Genomic DNA, 19,974 nt, shown 5'->3' on the forward strand with positions numbered 1-19,974 from the left:
TAAAGTTTGAGGTAGTTTGAACATGGGTGTGCCTACCAACAAGCGCTCCTCGATGACCTTCTTCTCCGATGGTCGCAGCCACTATAGCCACCGAGTACGTATCGTACTTGCAGAGAAAGGGGTTTCCGTCGATATCACCGATGTGGACGCCGATGATAAACCAGCTGAACTCGCTGACCTCAATCCTTACAACTCCCTGCCAACCCTGGTAGATCGCGACTTGGTTCTGTTCGAGACCAAAGTGATGATGGAGTACCTGGACGAGCGTTTCCCGCATCCGCCGCTGCTGCCGGTTTACCCGGTTGCCCGCGCGCAGAGCCGCCAGATCATGTATCGTATCGAGCGCGACTGGTGTCCTTTGGTGGACAAGATCCTTGCCGGTGGTAAGGACGCGGCCTCCGCTCGCAAAGAACTGCGCGACAACCTGGTTGGTATCGCTCCGATGTTTACCGACCTGCCGTACTTCTTTAATGAAGAGTTTTCTCTGGTGGATTGCTGCATGGCCCCGCTGTTGTGGCGTCTCGAGCAATTTGAAATCAGCCTTCCGAAAACCAAGCAGGTTAAGCCGTTGCTGGATTATATGGACCGCCTGTTTGCCCGCGAGGCATTCCAGCAGAGTCTGACCGAATACGAACGGGAAATGCGTTGAGGGAATACTGGTGAGCAAGCCGGCCATGACATCCAATCGTCCCTATATTCTGCGGGCGTTTTACGAGTGGATAACCGATAACCGGTGCACTCCTTATATTCTGGTTGATACGCACCTCCCCGGTGTTTTGGTGCCGCAACAACATGTGAACGACGATGGTCAGATAGTGCTGAACATCTCGGAATCAGCGGTTGCCAGTCTGACTATGGATAATTACGCCATCAGGTTTAACGCCCGTTTTGGCGGGGTTCCGACAGATATCCAAGTTCCAGTGGGGTCTGTGGTCGGAATCTACGCGCGGGAAAACGGGCAGGGGATGGTATTTGAGGCCGAGGAAACTCCAGAGCCGCCCGAACCGACGCCACCCACCAGTTTGGGTAAAAAATCGGTGAAAAAACCGGCTCTGCGTGTCGTTAAATAGCGCTCCTTTTCGCTGGTAGGGCAGATTTCTGAAGCCCTGCCAGTTCCCTTCCTCCACTTTTGTGACCCGGTTCCGGGTATACGCTTGTCCCAAGTCCGTATAATGTCGCGTTATCTTTTATTGCTGCGAATGTCATGCCGCCGTACCTTCAATGGCTGCGCTTTATTTGGCTGCCAGGGATGCTTCTGGTGCTTCTCGTTGCGCAGTATCTTCCCTGGATCGATCTGACCCACTTATACAGTCCACAGCTGCCTGTGTTGCTATTGGCTATGGCGGCATTGCTCAGTTTTGGTTTTCGCTCAAGCCGGGTTGCGCTTTCAGCGCTGCTTATCATGGCCCTATACATCGCGGCTCACTCCCAGTTGCTCCCCAGCTTGCACAGGGATCTCCCGCTATATCTCTCACTGGTTGCGGTAAATCTTGTTCTGTTTACTTGCAGTCGTGATCGCAGTGTCTTCAGTATTTTTGGGCTGCTGTGGGGCCTGTTTTTGCTGGCTGAGGGGGTGGGTTTTGTCTTGCTCTACGATTGCTGCGCGCCGCTGAGGCTGGCATTTCCGGTCGAGAATTTGCCCAGGGGGTTGTCCGGGTTTTTTCCCGATGCATTTTCGTTGCCACAATTGATTGGCAGTGTCTCCGCTCTCGGTGCTTTTGCCTTACTTTTTCTCTACCCTGGCCCCACCGCTATGGGTCTGTTTAGTTGTTCTATTTTGCTGCTGTGCAGTGTTTGGTTGAGCTTTCCTCTCGAGTTTACCGGGTCTGTAGCGGGAATATTGTTGGTCGCTTCGCTGCTTGGGGCCAGTTATGAATTGGCGTTTCGCGATGAGCTGACTGGGCTTCATTCCAGGCGGGCCTTCCGCTATCAGATGCTGACGCCAGCATGGAATTACAGCCTTGCCATGGTTGATATCGATTATTTTAAGAAGCTGAATGATCGCTATGGGCACCAAGTGGGTGATCAGGCTTTGCAAATGGTTGCGGCTCAACTCGCGCGCGACTCTCACGGTGCCGTGTTTCGCTATGGTGGCGAGGAGTTTGTTATTTATCTTCCGGGCCGCAGTCGCGAGGCGAAAGAAGCTTTATTGGAAAAAATCAGGGAGAAAATCTCAAGCTACCCACTGCGCCTGAGGTCATCGGGGCGCCTTGCCGCAGGGGCCTCGCTCAGGGGGAAGGGCGGAGGGAAGCCAGTGAAAGTTACTGTGAGTATTGGCGTTGCCCACCGCAATAAAAAACTAAAGAAACCCGAGAGTATCCTTAAAGCGGCTGATCAAGCGCTTTATAAAGCAAAGCGCAGCGGGCGAAATTGCCTGTCTGTCCACAGCTGATATAAATCAAGTAAATTTGAAAGTGACGCTTAATTCCCTTTTGGCATTGGTCAATCTGTTGTGCGCCACCGATACTGCAAAGCAGGGTATTGGAAGGGAGATTTGGTGTGCGGATACTCAGTCATACAATAGGTATTCTTACCAACCCGGAAAAAGAGTGGAAAGCGATACGCGCTGATCGCCATTCTTTTTTTGAGGTGTTTGTAACTCATGTGCCGCTTCTGGCGTTGATTCCTACCGTGGCCGGTTACTTTGGGGTTACCCGGGTAGGCTTCCAGGTTGGGGGGCATCTGGCAAAGCTGACACCTGAAAGTGCGGCTGTTCTGTCGGTTGTTACTTATTTTGCATTGCTGGTTGGCGTCTATTGCCTCGGAGAGTTCATTAACTGGATGGCGCGATCCTACGGAGTTGAGGGAGATGAGCCCACGCGCCATTATGAAGGCACGGCACTTGCGGTGTTTATTACTACGCCAATCTTCCTGGCGAGTATCGTCGTCCTTTATCCACACCCCTGGCTCACGATGGCGTCCGTAGGCATTGCCGGGATGTATTCTATTTACCTGGTCTTTGCCGGCATTCCGATCCTGATGAATATGAATAAGGATCGAGCATTTCTGTATGCCTGTGCAGTATTAACCGTTGCCTTGGTAATGATGGTTACGGTGCTTATTGGCTCCGTCATTTTATGGAGTGTGGGCATCGGGCCGGTTTATCAGCACCACGCCCATTGAGGTTTCACAACGCCAGCATTTGTGCTGGCGTTGTGCGGCTACCTAGACTTATCGATAATCGGTGGCATAGGGCAGTCCAGGCTGTCAGCGACGGCCCTTAACAGTTCGATCTCCTCCGCTTTAATTACCCCATTGTGATTCAAGGTGATCACAATCGCTTTCAGTAAGTCGGGTTTCTCCAGGGGTGGGATAAGGCTGGCGATTGCAATGGCCTTGTCCAGTCGTGGTAGGGTGATATCAGCGATGCCGGGTAGCGGGGTTATTTCAAGCCTGAGAGCACTGAGTCCCTTCTCATAAGCACGTTTTGCTGGAAGGTATTGGCTGTTTCCCGCATGGGCGATGGCTGCAATGATAAATCGTGAAGCATCTTTGTTGGCATGTTTGCTGTGGGAGAGGCGCTGTCGATCTGGAGCGCCGTCGAGCGCGTGCATTAATACCCGGTACAGGGCCCACTCCCAAACTTCAACTTTCCCATCGCTGTGTAGAAGCTTGATAAGGTTTCGTTTAAAGATCTGGTACTGCTGGGGGACTAGGGCACGCAAGGCCGGGATACATAGGTCTATCAATGCGAGGCGAGCGTTGCTCGGCAGTGATTCCATATGTGGTGTGAGTTTTTTCATCTCGCGGATAACAGCGGGGTGGGCAATTTTCTCCAAGAGGTTAAGCTGTTTGTCTCGCTCGGTTTTATCCTTGTGCAGAAGAAGGTAGTAAACCAGTGCCCGGGCGGTAAAGGGTTCGTGTGCAGCCTGCTGGATAAGGGGTGGAATAGAGCTCAGTAGTTGATGTCCAAGCTCGACTTGATGTGTATCTGGCTTGGCAATGCTGTTGTCCACCGCATCCAGAGCAGCCTGGAAAGGCGTTGTAGGAGCGGCCATGGCGAACTGAGGATTTTGCAACTCACTGGGTTTTAAAGTCTGGGCTTCACTTTTTACCTGCTCTTCCGTATTGGCGAATAGGCCATTCCAGGCGGGTTCTAGCCTCTTTATGCGCACCGGTAGTGGAGGGTGAGTGGCAAAAAGGCTGAGCAGAGAGTGTTTTACCCCAACCGCGAACAACATATGGTTAAACTCTGCTGCGTTGGGGCTGCTGAGTTCTGAGCCTACATCGCGGCCACCGATCTTTTTCAGCGCGTTGGCAATACCGAGGTTGTTGCGAGTAAATTGTACTGCGGAGGCATCGGCAAGAAACTCCCGTTGCCGACTGACAGCGGCCTTGATCAGGTTGCCGATTAGCGTACCGGTGTAGCCGAGGATAATCAGAGTTATTCCCAGGCCTAGTAGAGGATATCTTACGGGGGTTATGCGCCTGTGGGGTACCGGGCTTCTGACAAGGAGCTGTCCCAAAAGTCCAATAATTAAGATTCCATGTAACAGCCCGGTGATCTGGGTGTTTAGACGAATGTCTCCATTGAGAATATGACTGAACTCGTGGGCAACAACGCCCTGTAGTTCCTCCCGGGTAAGCTTTTCCAAGGAGCCCCGCGTCAGGCCAATAATGGCGTCGGTAGGGTTTTGGCCAGCGGCAAAGGCATTGATGGTGCTGTCCTCAATGATGTAGACATCGGGTACCGGAATACCTGTTGCAATAGCGATCTCTTCCACAACATTGAGTGCTCTCTTTTCCCGCTCAGTTCGCGCGGAAGTATTAAGCTTGTACCCTCCCAGGGATTCCGCCACAGCCTTTCCCCCAGGGGATAATTGATGGAACTTGTACAGACTGCCCAGGATAACGACGGTACCGATGACAAAGGCTATTGAGCCAAGGCTCTCCCAGCCCAGAAGTTGCACAACTTCAAAGGGAGTAAATGGTTGGCCGCGAGACAGTGACACCATGGCTGCCGTAGCCAGGGTGCTCAAACTGATTAGGGTAATGACGGCCAGGCTGAACAGGAAAACCAGCAAACGACTGCTGTGCTTGGCTTTGTCCTGGTGAACGTAAAAGTTCATATTTAAAACTCGATACGTGGCGCGACTTGAAAGGTTTCTGAGTCTGCGAACTCAAGCAGTTGGGCGTTGGCTCTGTGGCCAAAAAGGCCGGCCAGAAATACTGGGGGGAAGCTCTGCTTGTAGATGTTGTAGCTGGTGACGCAGTCGTTAAAAGCTTGGCGTGCAAATGCCACGCGGTTTTCGGTGCTGTTTAACTCCTCGTTGAGTTCGCGGAGGGTCTGGTCGGCTTTCAGTTCCGGGTAGGCCTCAATCACCATATTCAGGCGGCCGAGGGCGCTGTTGAGAAGGCCTTCTGCGCGGCCGAGCTTATCGATAGCGGCCGGATTGGTAGGGTTTTTAGCGGCAGATTTAAGGTCTGAAATTGCGGTATTACGCGCACTGATTACCGCTTCCAGGGTTTCCCTCTCGTGATTCAGGTATGCGCTGGCACTCTCTACCAGATTTGGTACCAGGTCGTGGCGTCGCTTTAACTGTATCTCTATCTGCGCAAAAGCATTTTCGCTGTGGTTTTTCAGTGAAACCAGTTTGTTAAAGATACTGATGATGAAAAAGAACAGTGCGATGACTACCACCAGCACAATAAGTCCCGTAGATCCCATAACGCTCCCCTATTTATCCCTGTTGGTGGCGTAAATAGTAACACGATGGGCTGATACTGATGCGCACCGGCCGCACCCCTGGCGGAGCGGGGTGGGGCTTCGGCTATAATGCGGCGACATTAAAACAATTGCCGCCACCACAGTGATGGCGGCACAGAACTTGGAGCAGCCAGAATGAGTGATGTAACTTCGGACCCAGTAGTGATTGTCGGAATGTCGCGTACGCCAATGGGCGCTATGCAGGGCAGCCTTTCAGCCCTCACTGCCCCGCAGTTGGGTGCTGCGGCGATTCGCGCAGCCCTTGAGGACGCGGGTGTGGCACCTGCCGATGTGGATGAAGTGCTGATGGGTTGTGTGCTCCCGGCAGGTGTTGGTCAGGCTCCGGCACGTCAGGCATCACTGGGTGCTGGCATCCCGGTTGGCACTCCTTGCACCACTGTTAACAAGGTGTGTGGCTCTGGAATGAAGACTGTGATGATGGCTCGCGATGCCCTGCTGATGGGTGAGGGTAAGGTTATCGTTGCTGGTGGTATGGAAAGCATGAGCAATGCCCCCTACCTGCTGGCCAAGGCCCGCTCTGGTATGCGCCTCGGTCATGGAGAGGTCAAAGATTCCATGTTCCTGGATGGCCTGGAAAATGCTGCAGATGGCAAGCTGATGGGGACTTTCGCCGAATCTACTGCCGATAAGTACGATTTCACCCGCGAAGAGCAGGACGCTTTTGCCCTGGAATCTCTGGCGCGTGCCCAGGCTGCGATTGAGAGTGGAGATTTTACCCGTGAAATTGCCCCGGTCACGATTGCCTCTCGCAAAGGTGAGATCGAGGTGAGTGTTGACGAGGCCCCAGGTAATGCCCGTCCAGACAAAATCCCTCAACTGAAGCCCGCGTTCCGTAAAGACGGCACTGTAACCGCGGCGAACTCTAGCTCTATTTCTGACGGTGCTGCGGCGCTGGTGTTGATGCGCAAAAGTGAAGCTGAGAAGCGCGGCTTGAAAGTTCTGGCTGTTCTCAAAGGGCAATCCCAGTTTGCCCGTGAGCCCGAGTGGTTCACTACGGCCCCGGTCGGCGCTATGCACAAGCTGCTGGAAAATGCCGGTTGGTCTGCGGCAGATGTGGATCTATTCGAGATTAATGAGGCATTTGCGGTAGTGACTATGGCTGCAATGCGTGAGCTCGATTTGCCCTGGGAAAAGGTCAATGTTAACGGTGGTGCCTGTGCCCTCGGCCACCCGCTAGGTGCTAGCGGTGCCCGTATCCTGGTTACCCTGTTGGCAGCGATGGAAAAGCGCGACGCCAAGAAGGGCGTGGCAAGCCTTTGCATTGGCGGCGGTGAGGCTACAGCGGTTGCTATAGAGCGCGTATAAGTTACAGGCTTGAGCGCTAACAAAAACGGAGGCAATTGCCTCCGTTTTTGTTTGTGTAGTGCGGGAAAGATTAGTTGATATATTCCACTGCTTTCACAACCTTCTGTACCCCGCCTACCGAGCGGGTCACTTCGGCTGCCCGTTCCGCTTCAGCGGGAGTTAGCAGTCCCATCAAATAAACAACTCCATTCTCGGTCACGATTTTGATGCGACCACTGTCTACTTCCTTATTGGCAAACAGGTTGCTTTTCACCTTGGTGGTTAGCCAGGTATCGCTGGTGCTAGCCAGTAAAGTGACTTTACCGCGCACCTGAATTTCGTTGTAGACCTGGCGAACATTCTGTACCTGTTCCGCCGTGCGTCCGGCAAGCAGGCGCAGTTCCTGGCTGGGCACCTGGCCGGTGAGCAGTACAACACCATTAAAAGAATTGATATTGATATTCGAGGTTTTCAGGTCCGGGTGAGCTTTGTTGATATTGACTGTGGTCACCGTCTCGATACGTTGGTCATCAATATAGGTGCCAAAAGATCGCTCGCCGGGGTCCTGTTGTATGGGGCCGTCATGGGTGGCCTCCAATACAGTGCTGCATCCCGCTAACAAGGTGGTTGCCGCAAGGGCAGCCAGGAGATATTTCCCCAGGGTCAACTTTTTGTTGTTCATCGTTTATTCCTCGTAGCCACCAAACAAACTACTGTCGATTAGGTCGCACAGGCAAAAAATTGTCAGAAGATGTACTTGGTGTACCTCTGCTGCGACATCGGATGGCACCCGTAGTTCAATATCATGGGTATCGAGCAGGGCGGCGCAGTCGCCGCCATCACCGCCGGTCAGTGCGAGTATGCCCATATCCCGGTCCCGAGCCGCACGCATGGCCTGAACCAGGTTTGAGTCGCGCCCATCGCTGCTGATAATTACGAGAAGGTCACCGGGCTGCCCCAGGGCGCGAACGGGGTGTGCGAAGGTGTCTGCACCGCCGTGGTTCGAGGCAACGGTGCCCATGGAGACGCCGTCGCTGTTGAGGGCCATAGCCGGTAGGCCGGGGCGTTCGCGCTGGAAGCCGCCGGTCAGTTGCGAGCTAAAACTTTGCGCCAATGCGCCACTGACACCATTGCCACAGAGCAGGACTTTGCTCTCAGCCAAGAGTGTATGCACCACCATTTCGCTGGCTTCTGCAATCAGCGGGGCCAGTATCTCGCCAGCGTTCATTGTGGCTTCAAGGCTGTGGTGAAAAAGGGTTACGACTCGCTGTTCCATTGTGTCCTTAATTCAGGTGAGCTCGAACTCACCATAACTTGACAGGGTAAATCTCGGTTTTGCCTCAGGCTTCGAAGGCGCTTTTAATCCACTGGATGTTTTGTGCATCGCCATCTATGGCAAGGACATCGAAGCGGCACGGACAGTCCAGTTTATGTTGCTGCAAATAGCGGCTGGCAGTGGCCAGTAGCTTAGCTTGCTTGCGTGAATCCACGCTGGCTGCGGCCCCGCCGAATTGGCTCTTACGGCGGAAGCGCACCTCCACGAACACGACAGTATCGCTTTCACGGGCGATAAGGTCTATCTCTCCGTGTGAACTGCGATAATTGCGCTCCAATAAGGTGAGTCCCGCGCGCTGCAAATAGCGGGCCGCGGCAGCCTCCATTTGGCTGCCGACAGTGCCGCTTGAGCTCTTAAAAAGCCTCACGATTCCCACTTAATTCGATTGGCTCCCGCTGCGGCAATTGGGGCTCGACGGTAGTGATGGGCACCGGCACCCCTTTGTCGATTCGCGCCCACATTTGTTCGCGCACTATGCGGCCATCAGCGCTCAGGCTCAATGCGCCAGTGAGACCGTGTACTTTTTGTTCCGGGAATTGGCGCAGCATCGGCAAGCGCGGGTAGAGGCGGAAGGCATCGGCACCTAGGGCATACAGTCTGGCAAAAGCCGGTGCGGGCGACGCCTGCTCCTCGATATCCTGCTTGGTTTGATTGCTTTCAAATAGCCAGGGCAGGGCGGTAAAGCGAATACCGTTCATATCCCTGTCGCGATTGCGGTTGATGCTGCCACCAAAGACATGAGAGGTAGCGTATACGGGCAGGTCACTGGCGTAGTAGTAGGTCAGCATGGGGTTGAGCTGGCGCGCCTGCTGGGGTTGTGCTGCCAGGAATACCATATCGACATCGTCACGGCGTCTGGGGGTAAATTCCAGCTTTGCAGCCAGGCGGCTCTGCAATTCCTTCTTACGCGCGTTGCTGGCGGGAATTAACAGGGCATCGCTGACCAGGGCTGAGAACTTGCTGTTGTCCTTAAACGTCCGGCGAATGCTGACTGAGCCACCGAGGCGCAGCCACTCTTCTTCAAATGCTTCAGCGCCGCGCTGCCCCCAGCTATTGTCAGCGGTGAGGACCATTGCCTGTCGCTTGCCTTGCCGGTAAGCGTGCTGGGCAATTTGCCGCGCTTCATCTTCAATTGCCAGGCCAAACTGGACCAGGTCTGTGGTCAGGCGCCCCTCATCGCCGTAGTTGAGGGCGAGAGTAGGCACTGGCAGTTTTTCTGTGGCAAGCAGGTTGGCTACCTTGCTCTTATCCAGTGGGCCAACAATCATCTGCGCACCGGCATCTACGGCGCTCTGGTAAATTTCCTCAAATGGCTGACCGGAACCGGTGTCGTAAACCATCACTTTCGGAGTTGCGCCGCCAGCATTTAGGGCGGTGTAGTGGGCGGCCATAAAGCCATCCCGGATTGCCCTGCCAGCGTTGCCCAGGGGGCCGGACAGTGGCAGGAGCAGCGCCACGCGGTCTGCCCGCTGGGCGGCCAAGCGCTCTAACAGCTGCAATGCCTGTGGCGGATGGGAATTGGCACTATGGGCGGGCCAGCGCTCGCGCCAGCGGCTGAGGGCGGTCAGCTGTGAGCTGATATCCGTCTGGGTGTCGCGGCCCAGCAGGGCGAGTTGATACCAGGCGCGCATCTGGGTGTCATTGCTTTGGGTGGCGCGAGCCTGCAATTCACTGGAGGGCAGCTGGGTCAAGAGGTGCCAAAAGCCGTTGTTATTCTCTGTGATCGCTTCGTCGGACTGTGCGATATAGGAGATTTCGCGCCGCTCACTAATTGCGCTGTCGAGATTTCCCAGAAGTCCCCATAGGTCAGCGCGCAGGCTGCGTAGAGGTAAGGCAGTCTTCTGTGGTAACTCCGGCCACACATTTTCCAGGCGTGGAGAGGCTGCCAGGTCGAGGGCCTCAAAGAAGTCGTCGTCTGCGGCAAGTAGGCTGCCATAGACCTGTGCATAGCTGGCGAAGAGGTTGTCGTCCAGCTGTTCGGGCGTAATTTTGATTACCGCCTCTTTTGCCGTCTCTTTATCTCCCAGCTCGTATAGAATAGCGGCCGCTTGCAGGCGCTGTTGATCCCGCGCCGGTGCCGGCAGGGTGTCGGCACTGCGCAGCATACGTACAGCTTCACTGCGGCTTGCGGTGTGGCCGGCCGAATAATCCGGCTGGTAAACGTTTGGCCGGGAAGCCGGTGTCTGGCAAGCAGCCAGTGCGACTGCCAGTGAGGCAGCTGCCATTCTGGTGATTACAGTAGAGGTGCGCCGGGAAGAGGCGGACATAATCTTCTCCCGCAATATTTATATTTGGAGTGAACAGCTATGGGGCCGGATCAGGCGCTGCTTTATATTGTCGCTACGCCCATTGGTAATTTGGCCGATATGGTACCGCGAGCGATCGAAGTTCTACAATGTGCCGATCTGGTTGCGGCGGAGGACACACGTCACAGTCAGCGATTATTTTCCCATTTTAATATCGATACGCCATTGATGGCATATCACGATCACTCGGATGACAAGCGCACAGAGCAGATTTTGCAGCGTTTGGAGCAGGGCCAGACCATTGCCCTGATTTCCGATGCGGGCACCCCATTGATCTCAGACCCCGGTTATCGCCTGGTGCGTGAAGCCCGAGAGCGAGGAATCAAAGTCTCTCCGATACCGGGGGCTTGTGCTTTTGTCTCTGCACTGAGTGCCGCCGGACTCCCCAGTGACAAGTTTAGTTTCGAGGGATTTCTGCCGGCTAAGTCCGGTGCCCGTGAGCGAGCCCTGCAGGAATTGGCCGGTGATACCCGTACCCTGGTGTTCTACGAGGCCCCGCACCGGGTTGCTGACACTCTGGAAGCAATGGCGGTCGTGTTCGGCGGTAATCGAGAGGCGGTGATAGCCCGCGAGATCAGCAAGGCCTTTGAAACTTTTCAGTTGATGCCTCTGGCTGAGTTGGTTGAGTGGGTCCGAGCTGACAGCAATCAGCAGCGCGGTGAGATTGTTTTGATGGTACGTGGTGCAGAGCGCTCTCGTGAAAGCGAGCTGGATGGGGAGGCACAGCGTGTAATGTCGCTGTTGCTGGCGGAGTTGCCGCCGAAAAAGGCGGCGGCGATCGCTGCCGAAATTACTGGAGTGAAAAAGAAAGTCCTGTACAACTGGAGCCTGGAGCAAAAATAAGGCACTGATTGCTGCAATTGCCTGTTGCAATCCGTCTGTCGCCTCTTTACTCTTCGCCGCGAGCTGGCCGGGCAATCGCTGTCGCCTTGTGCGATGGAGGAAAGTCCGGGCTCCATAGGGTGGAACGCCAGGTAACGCCTGGGGGGTGCGAGCCTACGGAAAGTGCAGCAGAGAGTAGACCGCCGATGGCTCCTTTTTTGGGAGTACAGGTAAGGGTGAAAGGGTGCGGTAAGAGCGCACCGCGCGGCTGGTAACAGTCCGCGGCATGGTAAACCCCGTTCGGAGCAAGACCAAATAGGCCCTCTATAGGTGTGACCCGCACTGAGGGCGGGTAGGTCGCTTGAGGTGTCTGGTGACAGGCATCCCAGATGAATGATTGTCCTCGACAGAACCCGGCTTACAGGCCAGCTCAACAATTTCAAAAGCCCGGCATTTGCCGGGCTTTTTTGTTTGCCTGATGTGGTGGTCCCGGCTCCGGTAGCCCTCTTTGTATTCGCCTATTTCTTCTCGTTTAATTTCGGCTAAAGCCTCTTCTTGGCGCAAAAAAATTGATTAACTGTTAAGGGGGCGATCGTGCCAGATAGTGCTGTTCCGACTAGTTTCAATGTGCCAATATGCGCCACTTCTCTGGAGGCCGCGATTTTACAAGGGGTTATGGGGACTTTGGGGTCGAATTCCTTGACTTTGTGTCGACCAGTTTTATAGTGTCGAGAGTGGGAAAAAGTGGAAAATCGTGGAAATTTGTGGTTTATTTGCGATAAGTAAGTGGGTGTTCACACCGCCAGGTTAAAGTCGAACATCTTTCTCCATTGACCTGCCATATGGGAGTGAGTCGCGAGAGGCGCGATCTCCAAAGCGAGAACCACTAAACGTGTATTTGGGCAGCCATGCAATCAATATGGACGCCAAGGGGCGTCTGGCAATACCTGCACGCGTCCGCGATAGGCTGTTGGATGAGTGTGAGGGGTGCTTGGTGGTGACTGCCCATACAGAGGAACGCTGTTTGTTGGTGTATCCGTCGCCTCAATGGCAGCAAATTCTCCCGAAGATTGAAGCATTGCCCAGCTTTAACAAAGTGGCTCGGCGCGCTCAGCGCCTGCTGATCGGGTATGCCTGTGAGCTGCAGGTGGATGGCAATGGCAGGGTATTGATTCCGCCAACTCTGCGTGAGTACGCGGGGCTGGAAAAGAAATTGATGTTAGTGGGCCAGGGGAAAAAGCTGGAGCTCTGGAGTGAGGAGCGCTGGATGTCCTGGCTCGATGATAGTGAAGACGAAGAGGGTATGCCTGAGGAAATGGCATCCCTCTCTTTATAAGGGGAGTACCGGGTGTCTCAAGAATTGCATCGCAGTGTGTTGTTACGCGAGGCCGTAGACGCTCTGGTGACTGAGCCGGATGGGTTTTATATCGATGGCACCTTTGGCCGGGGTGGGCACAGCGCCTCAATCCTTGAGCACTTGGGGCCCAATGGCCAGTTGGTAGGGGTGGATAAAGATCCCCAGGCTGTCGAATTTGCAGAGCAGCGGTTTGCCGGTGAATCCCGTTTTTCCATTTGGCATGGGTCTTTTGCCGACATGGAAATGGCTGCCGGGCGAGCTGCCGGTAAGGTCAGTGGAATATTGCTCGATCTGGGTGTGTCTTCGCCGCAACTGGATCAGGCCGAGCGCGGTTTCAGTTTTATGCAGGATGGCCCCCTGGATATGCGTATGGATACCAGTCGGGGTATCAGTGCAGCGGAGTGGGTCAACACTGAGGCTGAGGCCGAAATGGCCCGGGTGTTTAAAGAGTACGGCGAGGAGCGTTTTGCCCGTCGAATGGCTGCTGCCATTGTAAAGCGCCGGCTGGAAAAACCATTTGAGCGCACTCTCGATTTTGCCGAGGTTGTGAAAGAGGCGAATCCGGCTTGGGAAAAAGGTAAACATCCCGCTACCCGAGTCTTTCAGGCTATTCGTATCCATATTAATGGCGAGTTGGATGATCTGCAGAGCGCATTGGATAAATCCCTGCAGTTGCTGGCACCGGGTGGGCGCCTGGTGATTATCAGTTTCCACTCTCTTGAAGACCGAATGGTGAAGCGTTTTATTCGGGAAAAAGAGCGCGGTCCCCAGTTGCCTCGTGGCCTTCCGGTTATGGATAGTCAGATAGCCAAGTCACTGCGCTCGGTGGGCAAGGCAGTGAAAGCCAACACGGTTGAAGTGGATGAAAATCAGCGGTCCCGCAGTGCAGTAATGCGGGTGGCAGAAAAGCTGGCGGGAAGCTGAGTTTATGTCTGGCAAGGCTCTACTTGGAGTGGGGGTAATGTGGATAGCGGTAATACTGTCGTCGCTATCTGTTATTCATACCACCCAACAAAGCCGAGAGTTAACTGCTGAGCTGGGTAAGGCACAAAAAGCCCACGATGAATTGCGCTATGAGCAGGAGCGTCTCCTTTTGGAGAAAAGTGCCTGGTCTGCCTATAGCCGGGTCGAACAGGTCGCCCGAGAAAAATTAAAAATGCATATGCCAGCACCTTCGGAACAGGTATTGGTAGTGGCGGATTAAGTTTTAACCGCCTTGGATGAAGACGTAAGTACCCCACTGCTTGCCCGGTGGGGTTTCTGCGTTTGGGGGCTTTGGCCTTTAAATAATTATAAAGAATTTTGCGTTAATTGAGTTTTGGAGTTCAGGCCCTGGAGAGTGGCATGCTCAGCCGGGATGCAAAATAAATAGATAACGCCAACTGGGAAAACATGGGCGCAGTCAAAAAAAAGGATATTCAGCCGGGTATAGCCCGCTGGCGCTTTGCGCTGGTGGCGGTCCTGCTGTGCCTGCTCGCTCTTACCCTTGTGTTCCACTTGGCCAAACTGCAGGTAGTGCCTGCTGCTGAGCGCGGATATCGTTTCCTGCAAGACCAGGGCCGGGCCCGCACCTTGCGCACCGAAGAGATTGCTGCCTATCGGGGCTCAATAGTCGATCGAAACGGTGAGCTTCTCGCTGTCAGTACACCGGTACACAGCCTGTGGGCCAATCCCAAACTGTTGAGTGAAATAAGCGATTCGAATTTAGTGCGCCTGGCTCGCGCGCTGGATTTACCGTCTTCCAAACTGGGCTCTCGCCTGAAGAAATACCGCAATAAAGAATTTATGTACCTGCGCCGGCACCTGTCTCCAGAAGAGGCTGAGAAAGTGCTGGACCTGGGTATTACAGGTGTTTTCAGTAAAAAAGAGTATCGGCGCTTCTATCCTGCTGGGGAGGTTGTAGCCCAACTTCTCGGTTTTACCAATATCGATGATCGCGGCCAGGAAGGAATGGAATTGGCCTACGACGATTGGCTGTCCGGACAGCCGGGATCACGTCAGGTAATTAAAGATCTGAAAGGGCGCACGGTAAGGGATTTGGCAATTCGTCAAGAAGCGCAACCGGGCAGGGATCTGCGTTTGTCTATCGATATGCGCCTGCAATATTTGGCCTACCGGGAATTAAAGCGGGCGGTGTCGGAAAACGGCGCCGCTTCCGGCTTTATGGTGATTCTCGATACTCACAGTGGCGATGTGTTGGCCATGGCCAACCAGCCTTCATTTAATCCCAATGACCGCAAAGGGGTTAAATCGGCGGCTATGCGCAACCGTGCGCTGATCGACCAGTTTGAGCCGGGTTCTACAGTGAAACCCTTAACGGTATTGGCGGCTTTGGAAACCGGGCGCTACACCCCAAGAACAGAAATAAACACCAGCCCTGGATATATTCGCGTGCCGGGAAAAACCCTGGTGGACCCGGTTAATTACGGAAAAATAGACCTCACCAAGATTATTACCAAGTCGAGCCAGGTGGGAATTACAAAAATTGCTCTCGATTTGGAACCAAATTCTCTGCGGGGACTCTTTTATCGCTTGGGTCTGGGCGAGGCAGTGGGCAGCGGCTTCCCCGGTGAAGCACAGGGGATCTTGCCCAGTCGCAGCCGCTGGCACCCAATCGAGCGGGCTAATTTCGCCTTCGGCTACGGTTTAACAGTTAACGCTGTGCAACTGGCACAAGCCTACAGCGTACTGGCGAATGAAGGGGTTAAGCGTCCTGTTTCCCTGGTTTTATCCGGTGACAAAGTTCCGGGCGAGCCTGAGCAGGTTATTGAGCAGTCCTTGGCTGGGCAGGTTACTGCGATGTTGGAGACGGTGATTGGTGCTAAGGGTACCGGACGCCTTGCCGCTGTAGAAGGTTATCGTGTCGCCGGCAAGACCGGTACTGTGCACAAAGTTGGCAGTAGTGGCTATGCGGATAATCGCTATCGCTCAGTATTTGCGGGCTTTATCCCCGCTGATAATCCGCGCCTTGCCGCGGTAGTTGTTATTGATGATCCCAGTCATGCCAAATATTACGGTGGTGAAGTTGCTGCACCGGTATTCGGTGCGGTGATGACTGGTGCTATGCGCCTGTTGCAGGTTCCGCCGGAAAAAATTGAATCGGCGGAAGGGCAATTGGCCGCGCAGTTAAGCGAGAGGGGTTCAAAATCGTGAGTCAGCGCGAAAAACATTCTGTTTCTATCAAAGAATTAGTGCCGGGTTACGCCGGTATTCCCGATATTTCTGTCACTGGTATTGCCCTGGATAGCCGCAAGATAAAAGCGGGCGATGCATTTATGGCCTTGCGCGGTTCTGTGGTCGATGGTCGGGAATATATCGATGCGGCAATTACTGCAGGTGCTGCGGTAGTGCTTGCCGATGGTGACAAGTTGGAATGTAAAAGCCGTGGTGATATCCAGGTGGTCAGTGTTCCCGGTCTGGCAAAGCGGGTAGGGGAAATCGCCGCGCGCTTCCACGGTAACCCCAGTGGTGAAATGCACTTGGTTGGAGTGACTGGCACCAACGGTAAAACCACTTGCGCCTATTTGACTTCCCAATTACTGGCTCGCCACTTTGGCAGTGCAGCACTGATAGGCACCATCGGTAATGGTGTCTGGGAAGATAACCAAATCGAATTGCAGGAAACGGGTTTAACAACGCCTGACCCGGTGAGTTTACAAGCGGACTTTGCAAATTATCGCGATAGTGGCGTTGCCGCTGCCGCAATGGAAGTTTCTTCGCATTCACTTTCTCAGGGACGTGTGCATGGGCTGATTTTTGATACGGCAATTTTTACCAATTTGAGCCGCGATCATTTGGATTATCACGGCAATATGGCCGCTTACGGCGCAGCCAAAGAGAAGCTTTTCGGACTGCCAAAATTGAAGCGAGGAGTCATCAACCTGGATGATCCGTTTGGCGCCCAGTTGGCAGAGCGCTGCAAATTACGAGGCCTGCGCGTTATTACTTATGGGCTGCAGGCGGGCGATTTATATGTTGCTGACCTGCGTCGCCATGAGCGCGGTTTTTCTGTAAAACTTAATTCCCCCTGGGGCAGCGGTGAGCTGCACGCCCCCTTAATTGGCGATTTCAATATTCACAATGCTCTGGCTGTGGTAGCTGCTGCAGCGGCAGAGGGCATGCCTTTTGAAGATATTCTTGCCGCTTTCCCCACTATTAAAGCGGTGCCGGGGCGTATGGAGCGTGTCCTGGTTGAGGGTTCCGATGATGTGGGTGTATTGGTGGATTATGCCCATACACCAGATGCTCTTCGCGCGGCTTTAGCAGCAGCGCGCCCTTACTGTCGTGGTAATTTGTGGTGTGTTTTTGGTTGTGGCGGTGATCGGGATACGGGTAAGCGCGCGGCGATGGGGCGTATTGCCTCCGAGATGGCGGACCGTGCCATTGTGACTAGCGATAATCCGCGTAGCGAGGAACCGCAAAAAATTATCGACGATATTCTCGAAGGGGCTGCCAGTAATATCGAAGTTGAAATTGATCGCGCGACAGCGATATCTCAGGCGGTATCTGCAGCACAACCGGGGGATATTGTATTGATCGCCGGTAAAGGGCACGAGAATTACCAAATTATCGGCAGTGAAAAAATTCACTTCTGCGATCGTGAGCAAGCTGCTGCAACTCTCAAAGCCCGCGTGGATGAATCGGGCCAGTCAAGTGAAGGCAAGGAGAGCCAAGGTGATTAATTCCCTTACGTTGCAGCAACTGCAGAGCCGTTTTGGTGGTGAGTTAATCAATGGCTCTGTGGAGTTTGAACTGGTTTGTACGGATACCCGCAAGCTGGACCCCAAATCTTTATTTGTTGCTCTGGTTGGCGAAAATTTTGATGCGCACGACTTTGTCGGTGAGCTGGATGGTCAGGTATTGGGGTTGGTCGTCGATCGTGAAGTGCCCAGTTGCAGTTTACCGCAGTGGCGCGTTGAAGATACGACGGTCGCATTAGGGCAAATTGGCTTACTGTGCCGTGAGCAGTTTGACGGTCCGGTTGTGGCGATCACAGGGTCCTGCGGAAAAACCACCGTTAAGGAGATGCTGTCTGCAATTTTTTCCCAGAGTCATACACCCTGTGTAACCGAGGGAAACCTGAACAACCAGTTCGGTTTACCTATGACTTTGTTTGGGCTGACAGTGCAACACGATGTGTTGATTCTCGAAATGGGAGCTAACGGCCCTGACGATATTGGCTACCTGTGTAGTATCGGCAAGCCGCAGGTGACGGCGGTAAATAACGTAATGCCAGCGCATGTCGAGGGCTTTGGTTCTGTTGATGCTATCGCAAAAGCCAAGGGCCAAATTTATACCAGTTTGGATGTATCGGCGACGGCGGTGATCAATACCGATGATGGCTATGCGAATTACTGGTTGGAGAATATGCCCGAAGGGGTAAAGACTCTGGGTATTGGCTTATCCAATGAGTGTGCTATCCATGCGGATAATATTGTATTGAATCCTAACGGTTGCCCTTCATTTGACTTGGTAATTGAAGGCGTTGCCCACCCCGTTAGCCTGAAATTGCTTGGTGAGCATAACGTTCACAACGCTCTGGTTGCTGCTGGATGTGCTTTTGCTGCGGGAATACCTGCGGTGGAAATTATCAGCGGACTTAACACGGTGACCGGGGTTGCTGGGCGCTTGCAGGAGCAGGCAGGTATAGCCGGTGCAACCGTTATTGATGACAGTTACAACGCGAACCCGGGTTCAGTAGGTGCGGCCATTGAATTGCTGTCACAGCGTTCAGGGAAAAAAATTCTGGTGCTGGGGGATATGGCCGAGTTGGGGCCGGACGCGGAGGAAATGCATAGAAGCGTTGGAGCTTTGGCACGAGAGCGGGGCTTGGATGCGCTGTTTACATTGGGGCCGCTGGGTACTGCCGCCAGCATGGCCTTTTCTGCGGGGAGGCAAGAGTCGCTGCGCAATTATCGCGAGAGAGAACCTCTGGTTACTGCTCTCACTCAACAATTGGATGAACAAACCACAGTTTTGGTTAAAGGATCACGCAGCGCCCGTATGGAATTGGTAGCGCAGGCACTGCTTGGCAATAGCAGAGGGGAGAAGTAATGCTGCTTTGGCTAGCGGAGCTATTACAACAACATGTCAGCGGATTTTCGGTATTTAACTACCTGACAGTGCGCGCAATTCTTGCTGCGTTGACGGCTCTGGGTATTTCACTACTTGTGGGTCCGCGCATGATTCACTGGTTGAATCATTTACAGGTGGGACAGGCTGTTCGCGATGATGGTCCGCAAAGCCATTTGAGTAAATCTGGCACCCCGACTATGGGCGGCACCTTGATTCTCGCCTCCATTTTTGCCTCAGCCCTACTCTGGTCTGATCTCAGCAATCGTTACGTGTGGGTTACTTTATTAGTTACCTTTGTTTTCGGTGCTGTGGGCTTCGTGGATGACTATAAAAAAGTCGTTTACAAAAATCCCCGTGGCCTTATTGCTCGCTGGAAATATTTTTGGCAATCCGTTGCCGGGTTGGGAGCAGCTATTTATCTGTATATGAGTGCTTCAAGCCCGGCAGAGACCCAGTTTTTTGTTCCCTTTTTTAAAGATGTTGCGATAAACCTGGGACCGGTATCTTTTATATTGCTGACCTATTTTGTTGTTGTTGGCTCCAGTAATGCGGTTAACCTGACTGATGGCCTGGATGGCTTGGCGATTATGCCTACTGTGATGGTGGGTGGAGCACTTGGGGTGATTGCTTATCTATCCGGCCATATGGAGTTTGCTGACTACCTGCATATTCCCGCAATTCCAGGAGCCGGGGAGTTGGCGGTGTTCTGCGCTGCCCTCGGTGGTGCCGGACTCGGATTCTTATGGTTTAACACTTATCCGGCCCAAGTGTTTATGGGGGATGTGGGCGCTCTGGCACTGGGGGCGGCGCTGGGAATTATTGCGGTAATTACCCGTCATGAAATTATTCTGTTCATTATGGGCGGTGTGTTTGTGATGGAAACAGTTTCCGTAATTTTGCAGGTGGCATCCTTTAAATTAACGGGGAAGAGAATTTTTCGTATGGCGCCTCTGCACCACCACTTTGAGTTAAAAGGGTGGCCGGAGCCTCGAGTCATTGTGCGCTTTTGGATTATTACCGTCATTCTGGTCTTGGCTGGTTTGGCAACACTGAAAATTCGATAAAT

The 19,974-nt window shown here is 53.6% G+C and carries 19 protein-coding genes and 1 other RNA gene; 14 read left to right on the forward strand and 6 right to left on the reverse strand.

Translation table 11 applies throughout. From position 1 onward, the window contains the following. Window positions 1-22: 22 nt before the first annotated feature. The 4 genes from ACYX4J_RS04275 (at window position 23) to ACYX4J_RS04290 (ending at window position 3,123) form a co-directional block, all read left to right on the forward strand. Window positions 23-649, forward strand: a complete 627-nt coding sequence (locus tag ACYX4J_RS04275) for a glutathione S-transferase N-terminal domain-containing protein (protein ID WP_476177965.1) — start codon at window positions 23-25, stop codon at window positions 647-649. Window positions 650-674: 25 nt separating this feature from the next. Beyond that, window positions 675-1,070 (forward strand): ClpXP protease specificity-enhancing factor, encoded by a 396-nt coding sequence (locus tag ACYX4J_RS04280; protein ID WP_108735312.1) that lies wholly within the window; start codon window positions 675-677, stop codon window positions 1,068-1,070. A 134-nt stretch (window positions 1,071-1,204) separates the two neighbouring features. Continuing rightward, on the forward strand, window positions 1,205-2,392 hold the full coding sequence (locus ACYX4J_RS04285) for a GGDEF domain-containing protein (RefSeq protein ID WP_476177966.1): 1,188 nt from the start codon (window positions 1,205-1,207) through the stop codon (window positions 2,390-2,392). A gap of 107 nt (window positions 2,393-2,499) precedes the next feature. Continuing rightward, on the forward strand, window positions 2,500-3,123 hold the full coding sequence (locus ACYX4J_RS04290) for a Yip1 family protein (protein ID WP_413663026.1): 624 nt from the start codon (window positions 2,500-2,502) through the stop codon (window positions 3,121-3,123). Between the two features lie 38 nt (window positions 3,124-3,161). Here ACYX4J_RS04290 and ACYX4J_RS04295 read toward each other — a convergent pair whose 3' ends face one another. Together ACYX4J_RS04295 and ACYX4J_RS04300 are read right to left on the reverse strand one after the other, a co-directional pair. Then, window positions 3,162-5,069, reverse strand: a complete 1,908-nt coding sequence (locus ACYX4J_RS04295) for a M48 family metallopeptidase (RefSeq protein ID WP_444896360.1) — start codon at window positions 5,067-5,069, stop codon at window positions 3,162-3,164. A 2-nt stretch (window positions 5,070-5,071) separates the two neighbouring features. After that, a complete protein-coding gene (locus ACYX4J_RS04300) occupies window positions 5,072-5,668 on the reverse strand; it encodes a LemA family protein (RefSeq protein ID WP_445358848.1) in 597 nt (198 codons plus the stop codon). Window positions 5,669-5,842: 174 nt separating this feature from the next. Between ACYX4J_RS04300 and ACYX4J_RS04305 the strand changes: the two genes are divergently transcribed. After that, on the forward strand, window positions 5,843-7,033 hold the full coding sequence (locus ACYX4J_RS04305) for an acetyl-CoA C-acyltransferase (RefSeq protein ID WP_444896362.1): 1,191 nt from the start codon (window positions 5,843-5,845) through the stop codon (window positions 7,031-7,033). 70 nt (window positions 7,034-7,103) lie between these two features. On the opposite strand, the gene ACYX4J_RS04310 is transcribed toward ACYX4J_RS04305, so the two are convergent. The 4 genes from ACYX4J_RS04310 to ACYX4J_RS04325 form a co-directional block, all read right to left on the reverse strand. Next, window positions 7,104-7,694 carry a BON domain-containing protein gene (locus ACYX4J_RS04310; protein ID WP_413663022.1) on the reverse strand — a complete coding sequence of 197 codons (591 nt, stop codon included), beginning with the start codon at window positions 7,692-7,694 and terminating at the stop codon, window positions 7,104-7,106. 3 nt (window positions 7,695-7,697) lie between these two features. Next, on the reverse strand, window positions 7,698-8,288 hold the full coding sequence (locus ACYX4J_RS04315) for an SIS domain-containing protein (RefSeq protein WP_108734203.1): 591 nt from the start codon (window positions 8,286-8,288) through the stop codon (window positions 7,698-7,700). 64 nt (window positions 8,289-8,352) lie between these two features. Then, window positions 8,353-8,715: a YraN family protein gene (locus ACYX4J_RS04320; protein WP_476177967.1), complete on the reverse strand. Its 363-nt coding sequence runs from the start codon at window positions 8,713-8,715 to the stop codon at window positions 8,353-8,355. Beyond that, on the reverse strand, window positions 8,702-10,615 hold the full coding sequence (locus tag ACYX4J_RS04325; protein ID WP_476177968.1) for a penicillin-binding protein activator: 1,914 nt from the start codon (window positions 10,613-10,615) through the stop codon (window positions 8,702-8,704). Before ACYX4J_RS04325 ends, ACYX4J_RS04320 begins: the two co-directional genes overlap by 14 nt. A gap of 39 nt (window positions 10,616-10,654) precedes the next feature. Between ACYX4J_RS04325 and rsmI the strand changes: the two genes are divergently transcribed. From rsmI to mraY, 9 genes are all read left to right on the forward strand, one after another. Continuing rightward, window positions 10,655-11,497 carry a 16S rRNA (cytidine(1402)-2'-O)-methyltransferase gene (gene rsmI / locus ACYX4J_RS04330; RefSeq protein WP_444915744.1) on the forward strand — a complete coding sequence of 281 codons (843 nt, stop codon included), beginning with the start codon at window positions 10,655-10,657 and terminating at the stop codon, window positions 11,495-11,497. 59 nt (window positions 11,498-11,556) lie between these two features. Next, window positions 11,557-11,913: RNase P RNA component class A (gene rnpB / locus ACYX4J_RS04335), an RNA gene on the forward strand. A gap of 455 nt (window positions 11,914-12,368) precedes the next feature. Further along, window positions 12,369-12,812, forward strand: coding sequence for a division/cell wall cluster transcriptional repressor MraZ (mraZ, locus tag ACYX4J_RS04340; RefSeq protein ID WP_444925699.1), 444 nt, complete (start codon window positions 12,369-12,371; stop codon window positions 12,810-12,812). A 12-nt stretch (window positions 12,813-12,824) separates the two neighbouring features. Beyond that, complete coding sequence (gene rsmH, locus ACYX4J_RS04345) at window positions 12,825-13,757, forward strand: 16S rRNA (cytosine(1402)-N(4))-methyltransferase RsmH (RefSeq protein ID WP_476177969.1); 933 nt, start codon at window positions 12,825-12,827, stop codon at window positions 13,755-13,757. Between the two features lie 4 nt (window positions 13,758-13,761). After that, complete coding sequence (gene ftsL / locus ACYX4J_RS04350) at window positions 13,762-14,037, forward strand: cell division protein FtsL (protein ID WP_413663017.1); 276 nt, start codon at window positions 13,762-13,764, stop codon at window positions 14,035-14,037. Window positions 14,038-14,225: 188 nt separating this feature from the next. Next, window positions 14,226-15,986, forward strand: coding sequence for a peptidoglycan D,D-transpeptidase FtsI family protein (locus ACYX4J_RS04355; RefSeq protein WP_476177970.1), 1,761 nt, complete (start codon window positions 14,226-14,228; stop codon window positions 15,984-15,986). Further along, complete coding sequence (locus tag ACYX4J_RS04360) at window positions 15,983-17,515, forward strand: UDP-N-acetylmuramoyl-L-alanyl-D-glutamate--2,6-diaminopimelate ligase (RefSeq protein WP_476177971.1); 1,533 nt, start codon at window positions 15,983-15,985, stop codon at window positions 17,513-17,515. Before ACYX4J_RS04355 ends, ACYX4J_RS04360 begins: the two co-directional genes overlap by 4 nt. Then, the gene (locus ACYX4J_RS04365) at window positions 17,508-18,887 is read left to right on the forward strand and encodes a UDP-N-acetylmuramoyl-tripeptide--D-alanyl-D-alanine ligase (RefSeq protein WP_444936473.1); all 1,380 of its coding nucleotides are present in this window, start codon (window positions 17,508-17,510) and stop codon (window positions 18,885-18,887) included. The genes ACYX4J_RS04360 and ACYX4J_RS04365 overlap by 8 nt, the downstream gene beginning before the upstream one ends. After that, window positions 18,887-19,972, forward strand: a complete 1,086-nt coding sequence (gene mraY / locus ACYX4J_RS04370; RefSeq protein WP_444893034.1) for a phospho-N-acetylmuramoyl-pentapeptide-transferase — start codon at window positions 18,887-18,889, stop codon at window positions 19,970-19,972. Before ACYX4J_RS04365 ends, mraY begins: the two co-directional genes overlap by 1 nt. Window positions 19,973-19,974: the final 2 nt, after the last annotated feature.

The sequence above is a fragment of the Microbulbifer sp. ABM4_008 genome, assembly GCF_056311705.1.